This window comes from Vibrio frigidus (genome assembly GCF_042465995.1).
In the GTDB taxonomy this organism is placed as follows: Bacteria; Pseudomonadota; Gammaproteobacteria; order Enterobacterales; family Vibrionaceae; genus Vibrio.
This window is the reverse complement of record NZ_JBCDMC010000020.1, coordinates 39,662-49,024: the sequence shown is the minus strand read 5'-3', so window position 1 is coordinate 49,024 and position 9,363 is coordinate 39,662. Positions and strand designations below refer to the sequence as shown.

Here is a 9,363-nt window from a genome sequence, read left to right as displayed (position 1 = left end):
TTAGGTCACTCAGTTCATTGAAACCGTTGTTGATTTCGTGCCCTAAGGCAGAGAATCATCTTCGATTGTCATCAACGAGTGCCCACACAGATTGATATAGGTTTAAATTGTTAAAGAGCGTTCTAACTATCGAATCTTTATCAGTTCCAATCAGTTAGGGATGCGTATTCTACGCTTCCATTCTAATGAGTCAAGATCTTTTTGGATCCTTTTCTCACCACCATTTTTCACTGTACTTCTTGTTGCTGTACTCCGTGTTGGTGAGGGCGCATTATAGGGAGGTTTTATTTTCTGGCAAGATCTTTTTTGATTTATTTTTCTGCTTGCTTAAAAAACGATCAAACAGATATTTATCGGATAAAATTTCAACATTTGAGCAGAGTCACATCAATAGGTTGGAAATTAAGCAGAGTTACCCGTAGTATTCAGGAAGCTATATTTGTTAGCTATATATCCCATTTTTTTTATCTACTAGACGTTGTATTCAAATATGAACTCTAAAAAATTTATCTTTTTAATAATCGCTCTCGCTGTACTTGGCGCTGCTATCTTTTCTCAATTAGCAGTTTCTCCCGCTATATCTTTTGTAATTGGTGTAGTTGCATCAGCATTTATCCTTAACCTTTCTTGTTCTACTACTTCTTCTGCAACACCAAAAGACAAACCATCTACAACAACACTGTATGTTGGTAACCTCCCATACAAAGCGAACGAAACCAATGTTCGTCAAGTATTTTCTGAACATGGCGAAGTATTTGCCGTGCGCCTAATGAAAGACAAACGAACCGGTAAACGACGCGGCTTTGGATTTGTTGTAGTTGGCAGCAACGATGTCGATAATGTTATTTCTGGATTAAACGATCATGATTATATGCAGCGTACTTTGAAAGTACGTATCGCCAATGATCCTAAACATCCTGAGTCGGAATCGTCTCAATAGTTCCAAAACCAAGTTTTTTGAACGTTATGTATAGTGCTTCTTCTTTTTTGGAAGAAGCACTATTGTAAGCAACCATTTCTCGCTTGCTCTTCATATCATGATTATAATTGATTAACGAAACTACCCTTCTCGCAATAGCCGCTCCTGAATCAATAATTAGAACCTTATTCCCTAATACTTGTTTTATTTCATCTCTAAGCAAAGGGAAATGTGTACAACCTAAAACCGCTACGTCTATTTTCCCAATAAGTGGCCTCAATATACACGCTAAAGACTCCATACAAACCGGTTTGCCTTTTAGTTTGTTCTCTGCCATATCAACTAATTCTGTCGATCCTAATAGCTTGATCGGAACAGAAGACAGATAATCTTTAATAAGGGTTTGAGTATACTTTCGCTTTACGGTTGCAGGTGTAGCGATAAGTCCGACTGCAATATTTGAAATAAGAGATGCTGGCTTTATTGCTGGTACAACACCAACAACGGGTATAGAAAATGATCCGCGTAATGAAGGAAGTACAATTGTACTTGCCGTATTGCATGCAATGACAATAACGTCAACCCGATGCCGCTGAGTAGCATAACGCACCATATCATTCACTCTTTCGATGAGCGTATCAGGGTCAAGCTCACCGTAGGGGTAACCTTTATCATCAAATAGATAAATATAATTTGCGTTAGGAAGTTCTTTGCAAACTTCTTGATAAACTGACAATCCACCAACGCCAGAATCGAAGAGAAGGATATTAGCTTGCTGTGGCAAAGTTAAAACCAGTCAGGTAAAGAAGAAAGATATTACTTAATAGTTTTTATTTGGCAACAACAAAGTCAACTATCTAAGGGCAAGGATTTGTTATAGTTAATATCTCAATATAAACCCCCCGAATGCTGGCTAGTCCAACAATTGAGGGATTTTCATTAAGCCCTTTTGCAATTTAGAACTGATAAGTACCAGTAAAAAATGCCGTTCGACCAGGTCCTTTGTAATAATAATCATCGCCAGTCACGAAACTACTGCTCCCATAACCTGTTTCATAATCAGTATCAAAAGCATTATTTACTCGCAATCCTAATTTAAGAGAACTCGTCGCCAAATAACCTATACCTAAATCAACAACAGTATAAGCATCAAGTTCCTTGTCAGAATTGTCTGCTCTTTCTCCTGTATATAACGTCGACACACTCAGATCGAAACTTTCATAAAAATACATCATATTCCAAGCAAATTTATTCTCAGGGATACGAACTAAAGCATCTCCTGTACTTTTATCTTCTGAATCCATCCATTCCGCAACAAGTTCATGATTGATTGGTCCCGTATAGAAATCAATTGCGACTTCAATGCCTTCTATTGTTGCATCATCAACATTTGAAGGTGTCCATTTTCCGCTTCCATTCTCTTGAGCCCAATTTATAAGGTTTTCGATTTCTGTTTTATATGCCGTAATGCTCCAATTTAAAACATCGTAGTTGCCTCGAAGGCCAACTTCCGCTGACTCCGATTCTTCCGGTTTTAAATTTGGGTTACCTTTATCATAAGCAGATTCAGGCCAATACAAGTCGTTAAATGTTGGCGCTTTAAATGCACTACCAATAGAAGATACTATTTGCAGTGATTTCGAGATTTGATATCCTGCTGCCGCATTCCAAGTTGTCTTTCCACCAAATGCACTATCGTCATCATGTCTCAAACTCAATTCTAAGCTTAGTGGATCAAATACAAAACTAGAGGTCAAGAATGCCGCTTTGTTTTCTTTATCTAGTTTTTCGTAATTATCTGTATTTGAGCCTCCTCTATCAGCACTCTCTTTGTAATAATCTAATCCTGCATTAAGAACGATATTATTAAGAGCCAAATAGGTATTTATCCAGGAAACACCATTGCGACGAGAAGTTATTGTTCCTTTCGCATTTTGTCCTTCAGCATCACCCGTTGCTTGATAACTCTTACCCAAAAAAAACTGCAGATTAGAAAGATAATCCTCTTTTTCATATATAACACCACTGGACAATCTATAGAACTCATCGTCTTGTTGATTTTTCGAACCGTCATATTGACCTGCGTATTCGAAATCTGACGATTTATCATATCCACTGAACATCAAAGACCATTCTTCATTTAGTTGGTGATTAATGTGACCGAATGCTGTTTGGGCTGAATAGCCAAACTCTTCACCATCCGCGGCCAATTCATAAATTTTGTAACCGTCGCTTTGTTCTTTGTTTACTACAAAAGAACCTTGAGTATTTTCTGAAATATTACCTGATGACCGCCAACCAACCTGTCCATGATCTTCGCTTCCATAACCTACTCTCAACTCATGAGTTTCTTCTGAAGATATAGTGCTTATCGCGATCACTCCACCAATAGCATCAGATCCATAAACAGAAGCCCTTGGGCCTCTCACTATCTCAATGCTCTGGATAGCAAAAGCAGGGATTAGTCCGATGGACGCCGCCCCCAACGTTGGAGAATTAATTCTAACGCCATCAACCAAAACAAGGGCATGCTTAGATTTCGTTCCACGGATATATATAGAAGAAGCATTTCCTTTGTTCCCTAAAGTATTAACCGTAATTCCAGGAACGCTCTTCAGTAACTCTAATGCAGTGGTAGCTTGCGTAGCTTCTATTCGTTCTCTATCAATAACCGTTATTGAAGCCAGAGCCGAACTCTCCGCCTGTTCAAAACGGTTGGCCGTAACAATGACAGTTTCGATATCAGAAGAAGATTGTGCAAAAGAGAGTGGAGATGCAGAAACTAGCGATGCCACTGCGGCCGCTATTATTGATTTGTTCATTAATAATCCTGTTCGCGTAAGTCCTAGTAAATGAGAAAGTTCATTTACTTGCTGGCAGGTATTCGGACTTAAGAGCATGACCTATGATAATATTAATTGGTCGCCTAGCATCTCACTTCCCACTCATCATTGGATGTAGCAGTGTGTGGTTTTCACCGTAGATGTTCGTTCTCTTTTACCGCTGCGCGTCAGTTCTGGATTTTCACCAGATTCCCATTTCAGGCAATTTATAGTTTCAATTGCCACCAGCTCTAAAACGGATACTAATTATCAATATATCTCTTGTCTAGTGGAAAAATTAACGTTTCTACATGAAACTTATTCATATCAGTACTGGACAACCAAGCCGGATTGAATAAAATCTGCGCTCCTTGTGTAAAGTTAAAGGCATATCTATGGCAAACCTAGAAATAAACTCTAATCGCTACCACGAACAGCTGAAAGAGAAGGCGAATCGTCTCAACGAAATGTTTGTTGAATATGATGTACCTGAGTTGGAAATATTTGAATCTGCTGAGCAAAATTATCGTATGAGAGCCGAATTTCGCGTTTGGCACGAAGGCGAAGCTCTTTATTACATAATGTTTAATCAAGGAACTCGTGAGAAAATTCGCGTTGACCAATTCCCTGCGGCAAGCAACGTAATTAATGAGTTGATGCCACTTCTTATTGATTCGATCAAAAACAACGATGACCTTCGGAAAAAACTGTTTCAAGTTGATTTTCTGTCAACCTTAAATGGCGAAGTGCTTGTTTCTCTTCTTTACCACCGTCAGCTTGATGATAAATGGACTGAAGAAGCAAAAGCATTGAGGATATTGCTTAATAATAAAGGCTTCAATCTCAATATTATCGGACGAGCAAGAAAAATGAAAATAGTGCTCGAACGTGATTATGTGATTGAGAAATTAAATGTTCATGGCCGTACCTATATCTATCAACAAGTAGAAAATAGCTTTACTCAACCGAACGGTATTGTTGCTCAGAAAATGCTGGAGTGGGCGGTAAATTGTACGAAAAAAAGTAGCGGTGATTTATTGGAACTTTATTGTGGTAACGGTAACTTTTCATTAGCCCTTGCTCAAAATTTTGAACGCGTACTCGCAACCGAAGTCGCTATGCCATCAGTAGTTTCTGCTCAATACAATATCGCAGTAAATAAGATAGATAATGTCCAAATTATCCGTATGTCCGCTGAGGAGTTTACCGAAGCGATGGATGGTAAACGGGAGTTTCGACGATTAAAACAAGCGAATATTGACCTAACTAGCTACAACTGCAACACTATTTTTGTCGATCCACCAAGATCCGGCATGGACGAAGACACTTGTAAAATGGTTCAGGGTTATGAACGTATTTTATATATATCTTGCAACCCTGAAACGCTCAAAGAAAATCTCGAATTATTATCTATCACTCACAAAATTATCAGATTCGCTCTATTTGACCAATTTCCTTACACCCACCATATGGAAGCCGGTGTTCTTTTAGAAAAGCGCAAATAAAGAAAATTAAAAAAACGAGCATATCGCTCGTTTTTTTAATTCCTAACTAGTTACTCACCCTTTGCTATGAAACCTAGTTTTTTTCCTACCCATAACAGTAACAACAACGTCACTATAATGGCGAAAAAATTCGATCCCGCCCCCGGATACTGAGCTTTTATAAATGCTGAATAACCAAAAGCACCTACAAAAAAACAAGCCAAACCAACCAATGGAAGTTCTTCTGAAACAGGGTTACGTAGATAATTTTGATAAAGCATTTGTACTGATAGTACCAGAGCTATCAGTGGAAAAATTGAGAAAGCGACCTCAGTTACCGTCAACACGGAGAGCAATGCATTACTGCACATACCTACAATTACCGCTAAAAGTAGCGTTTTTCTAGCAGAGTCACTTTTCGTTGGATTAGATTCATTCGACATAGTTATATCCTATTGTTTTGTCTTTCTCGCTCTTTTCTGTACCAATAAGCACCTTTAGCGGTCATTCTTAATTGCATCACTAACCTTTCAGTTAGTTCTTCTCTTTCATCTTTACTTAAATCCAACGCTTCTGCACCGGAGCTAAATACCAAGATTACCGATGCTTCCGCCTGAATAGAGGCTTCCTCTCTATCCATTCCTGTGCTTATCAAATATTCGGTCATTTCAGCTACGAAATGTTGCATCTCTCTTGCCACTGCGGCTCTAAACTCAGCCGATGTACCTGAGCGTTCGCGCAATAACAATCGAAATACGTTAGGGCTACTATCAATAAATTCCATAAAGGTTTCTACTGAAGTTCGAATAACACTGCCTTCTTTGGCAATTCGCTGCCTAGCCTGCCTCATAAGTTGCCTTAGGAGTAAACCGCCCTCATCAACCAAGGTTAATCCTAACTCATCCATATCTTTGAAATGACGATAGAACGAGGTTGGCGCAATACCTGCCTCCCTCGCGACTTCTCTTAAACTCAAATTTGAGAAACTGCGATCGGCTCTAAGCTGATTAAATGCTGCATCAATTAATGATCGGCGTGTTTTTTCTTTTTGTAGCGCACGAATTCCCATAGGGGGTTATTTTTACCAATAAAGCCAATTAACGTCTAATTACTATAACGCGAATTCGAACCAGTGAGAAATACACATTGTAAAAGCACAACTAACATCCATTAGATTTGCATAAGTCCGTGATCATTACCACTCTATAGTGTGATGACCATTTACCTATGGTGATAACAAGTTAAAATCTCGCTACAGCAATGTTAACAAAAATCATGGAAGGCGAATCAATATGGCTCGAAAAACTCACTTTGATGTGATCGTAATCGGTAGTGGTCCCGGAGGTGAAGGGGCAGCAATGGGATTAACCAAAGCAGGGTTAAATGTCGCCATAATTGAAAAGGAACCAAGTGTTGGTGGCGGATGTACCCACTGGGGAACGATTCCTTCGAAAGCATTAAGACACGCAGTAAGCCGGATCATCGAATTTAATAGCAATCCACTGTTTCATCGTAATGTTAATAACGTACATGCCTCTTTTGCTGATATTCTTAGCCATGCGAAAACCGTTATTGATAAGCAAACACGCCTTCGTCAAGGTTTTTATGATCGCAACCAATGTGACCTTATTTTTGGTAAAGCTCATTTTGTAGATAAAAATCAGGTTGCCGTAAAACAGATTGACGGGAGCCTAGAATATTATACTGCGGACAAATTTGTTATCGCGACAGGTTCCAGACCTTACCAACCCGAAGACGTTGACTTTAATCATCCTCGTATTTACGACAGCGACTCAATTCTTTCTCTAGGACATACTCCAAGAAACATCATTATTTATGGTGCAGGTGTCATCGGCTGCGAATACGCTTCTATTTTTCGCGGGCTAGATGTAAAAACCGACCTCATCAACACACGGGATCGCTTACTCTCATTTTTAGATAATGAAACTTCAGATGCTCTTTCATACCATTTTTGGAATAGTGGCGTTGTCATCCGAAATGATGAAACATATGAAAAAGTCGAAGCTACTGATGACGGTGTAATTATCCACCTACAATCAGGAAAAAAAATGCGTGCAGACTGTTTGCTCTACGCCAATGGTCGAACGGGTAATACCGACAAACTAAACCTCGAATCAGCTGGATTGACTGCTGACGCCAGAGGATCTCTAAGCATCAATAAAAAATATCAGACAAAAGTAGAGCATATATATGCTGTCGGAGATGTTATTGGATACCCTAGCTTAGCTAGTGCTGCATACGATCAAGGTCGCTTTGTGGCACAGAACATTGTGAAAGGAAAAGCCGATACCCACCTAATAGAAGACATCCCTACTGGGATATACACCATACCGGAAATTAGCTCTGTGGGTAAAACCGAACAAGAACTCACTGCTGCGAAGGTTCCATATGAAGTCGGACGCTCTTCGTTTAAACACCTCGCTCGAGCTCAAATCGCCGGAAAAGATATTGGCAGCCTAAAAATACTCTTTCATCGAGAAACAAAAGAGATATTGGGTATTCATTGTTTCGGGGAACGCGCTGCGGAAATTATTCATATCGGGCAGGCGATAATGGAACAAAAAGGAAAAGCGAATAACATCGAATATTTCGTTAATACGACCTTTAACTACCCTACAATGGCAGAAGCTTACCGAGTAGCGGCATTAAACGGGCTTAATCGTCTGTTTTAAAATAAAAGGCTATACCCGGTAATCATTATGTTCAGGCTGAGAATACCTCAGCCTGAACGAATTCTTAGAGAAAAACACCTCTTCTCCACTGCGATACAAAAACAAACCCTAAACTTACACCACGTATCACCATAAAACTTATCATCGCTGCCCATAAGGCGTGATTACCAAAACCGCTCATCAAACCGAAGACGGCAAAAAAGGTACAAGTGGCAATAAACATGCTATTTCTCATCTCCTTACCTTTTGTTGCACCGATAAAAATACCGTCCAAAACAAAACACCACATAGCGCACAATGGCATAGCAATTAACCAAGGGAGGTACATACTGGCTATCTTACTAACACGTTCAATATCAGTGATCATGGATATCAAGTTGTTACCAAAGAGATAAAAAACGCCCCCTAAAAAGAAACAAATGACGAAACTCCAAACAAACGTAACCACTATCGATTCTTTCAACGCCCCTCTATTTTTTGCGCCTATTGCTTTGCCTACCATAGCTTCAATGGCATAAGCAAACCCATCCATACCATAAGATATAATCATCAGAAAGCTCATCAATACTGCATTAGCTGCGACGACATCATCACCATAGGTTGCTCCTTGAAAGGTCATGAAGCTAAAGGCCCCCTGTAGACATAAAGAGCGTAGAAAGATATCTCGATTGAGTTTGACGAATCGTGATAGTCCACTCGTTAACCTTATGGTTCTTTCACGTATTATTGATGAAATAGCAGGCAACTGAAAGTTTTTCCACGTTTTAACAACAAAACCCAATCCTATAACCAAGCTTGTGTATTCTGCAATAACAGAAGCAAGAGCGGCGCCTTCTACTCCCCAGTTGAACCCAACCACAAAAAGAAAATCTAAAGCAATATTGGTAACGTTAGCGAAAATCACCATCCACATAGGTGCTCGTGAGTTTTGGGTGCCTAACAACCAGCCAAGCATGACATAATTTGCAAGAGAGGCAGGTGCACTCCACGCTCTAATAACAAAATAGGTCTCTCCGTAGTGCTTAACCTCATTACTCGCACGACTAAAACCGAAAATAATATCAGCCATCACCCGATGAAAAAGCAGAAATATTACTGCGAATGCAAAGGCCATAAACAAACCTTGAAGCAGAACCAAAACTAGTTGTTCTTTTTTCTCTCCGCCTAGAGCTTGGGCGGTTAATCCAGTTGTCGACATTCTCAAAAAACCTAACAACCAGAAAGTCACACTGATCATGGTCCCACCCAAGGCGACACCACCTAAATACCATGAATGTTCTAAATGACCGATCACAGCAGCATCAACCAACCCCAGCAACGGAACGGTGATATTTGAAAGAACCATCGGAATAGCGAGAAGAAGTACTTGTTTGTGGATCGATGTATTCTGAAGCGTTGATAAAAAAGAGTTAAACACATAAACCTCACTAAGTTACCGGGAAGTG

At 39.6% G+C, this 9,363-nt stretch carries 8 protein-coding genes and 1 riboswitch; of the genes, 3 read left to right on the top strand and 5 right to left on the bottom strand.

What is annotated here, in order from left to right; all coding sequences use genetic code 11:
• The first annotated feature begins 490 nt into the window (after positions 1 to 490).
• Positions 491 to 940: an RNA recognition motif domain-containing protein gene (locus AACW90_RS21905; protein ID WP_390238942.1), complete on the top strand. Its 450-nt coding sequence runs from the start codon at positions 491 to 493 to the stop codon at positions 938 to 940.
• Here the strand turns inward: AACW90_RS21905 and murI are convergent.
• On the bottom strand, positions 909 to 1,715 hold the full coding sequence (gene murI, locus AACW90_RS21900) for a glutamate racemase (protein ID WP_390238948.1): 807 nt from the start codon (positions 1,713 to 1,715) through the stop codon (positions 909 to 911). The genes AACW90_RS21905 and murI overlap by 32 nt on opposite strands.
• 160 nt (positions 1,716 to 1,875) lie before the next feature.
• Positions 1,876 to 3,741: a TonB-dependent receptor domain-containing protein gene (locus AACW90_RS21895; RefSeq protein ID WP_390238939.1), complete on the bottom strand. Its 1,866-nt coding sequence runs from the start codon at positions 3,739 to 3,741 to the stop codon at positions 1,876 to 1,878.
• 36 nt (positions 3,742 to 3,777) lie between these two features.
• Positions 3,778 to 4,006, bottom strand: a riboswitch (cobalamin riboswitch).
• A 130-nt stretch (positions 4,007 to 4,136) separates the two neighbouring features.
• On the opposite strand from AACW90_RS21895, the gene trmA reads away from it, so the two are divergent.
• Positions 4,137 to 5,246, top strand: a complete 1,110-nt coding sequence (gene trmA / locus AACW90_RS21890; protein ID WP_390238936.1) for a tRNA (uridine(54)-C5)-methyltransferase TrmA — start codon at positions 4,137 to 4,139, stop codon at positions 5,244 to 5,246.
• A 50-nt stretch (positions 5,247 to 5,296) separates the two neighbouring features.
• Here trmA and AACW90_RS21885 read toward each other — a convergent pair whose 3' ends face one another.
• Both AACW90_RS21885 and fabR read right to left on the bottom strand, forming a co-directional pair.
• Positions 5,297 to 5,668, bottom strand: a complete 372-nt coding sequence (locus tag AACW90_RS21885) for a YijD family membrane protein (RefSeq protein WP_275135108.1) — start codon at positions 5,666 to 5,668, stop codon at positions 5,297 to 5,299.
• Between the two features lie 2 nt (positions 5,669 to 5,670).
• Positions 5,671 to 6,294 carry an HTH-type transcriptional repressor FabR gene (gene fabR / locus AACW90_RS21880; RefSeq protein WP_195704638.1) on the bottom strand — a complete coding sequence of 208 codons (624 nt, stop codon included), beginning with the start codon at positions 6,292 to 6,294 and terminating at the stop codon, positions 5,671 to 5,673.
• 223 nt (positions 6,295 to 6,517) lie between these two features.
• Between fabR and sthA the strand changes: the two genes are divergently transcribed.
• Positions 6,518 to 7,918, top strand: a complete 1,401-nt coding sequence (sthA, locus tag AACW90_RS21875) for a Si-specific NAD(P)(+) transhydrogenase (RefSeq protein ID WP_390238931.1) — start codon at positions 6,518 to 6,520, stop codon at positions 7,916 to 7,918.
• A 64-nt stretch (positions 7,919 to 7,982) separates the two neighbouring features.
• On the opposite strand, the gene dinF is transcribed toward sthA, so the two are convergent.
• Positions 7,983 to 9,335, bottom strand: a complete 1,353-nt coding sequence (dinF, locus tag AACW90_RS21870; protein ID WP_390238928.1) for an MATE family efflux transporter DinF — start codon at positions 9,333 to 9,335, stop codon at positions 7,983 to 7,985.
• Positions 9,336 to 9,363: the final 28 nt, after the last annotated feature.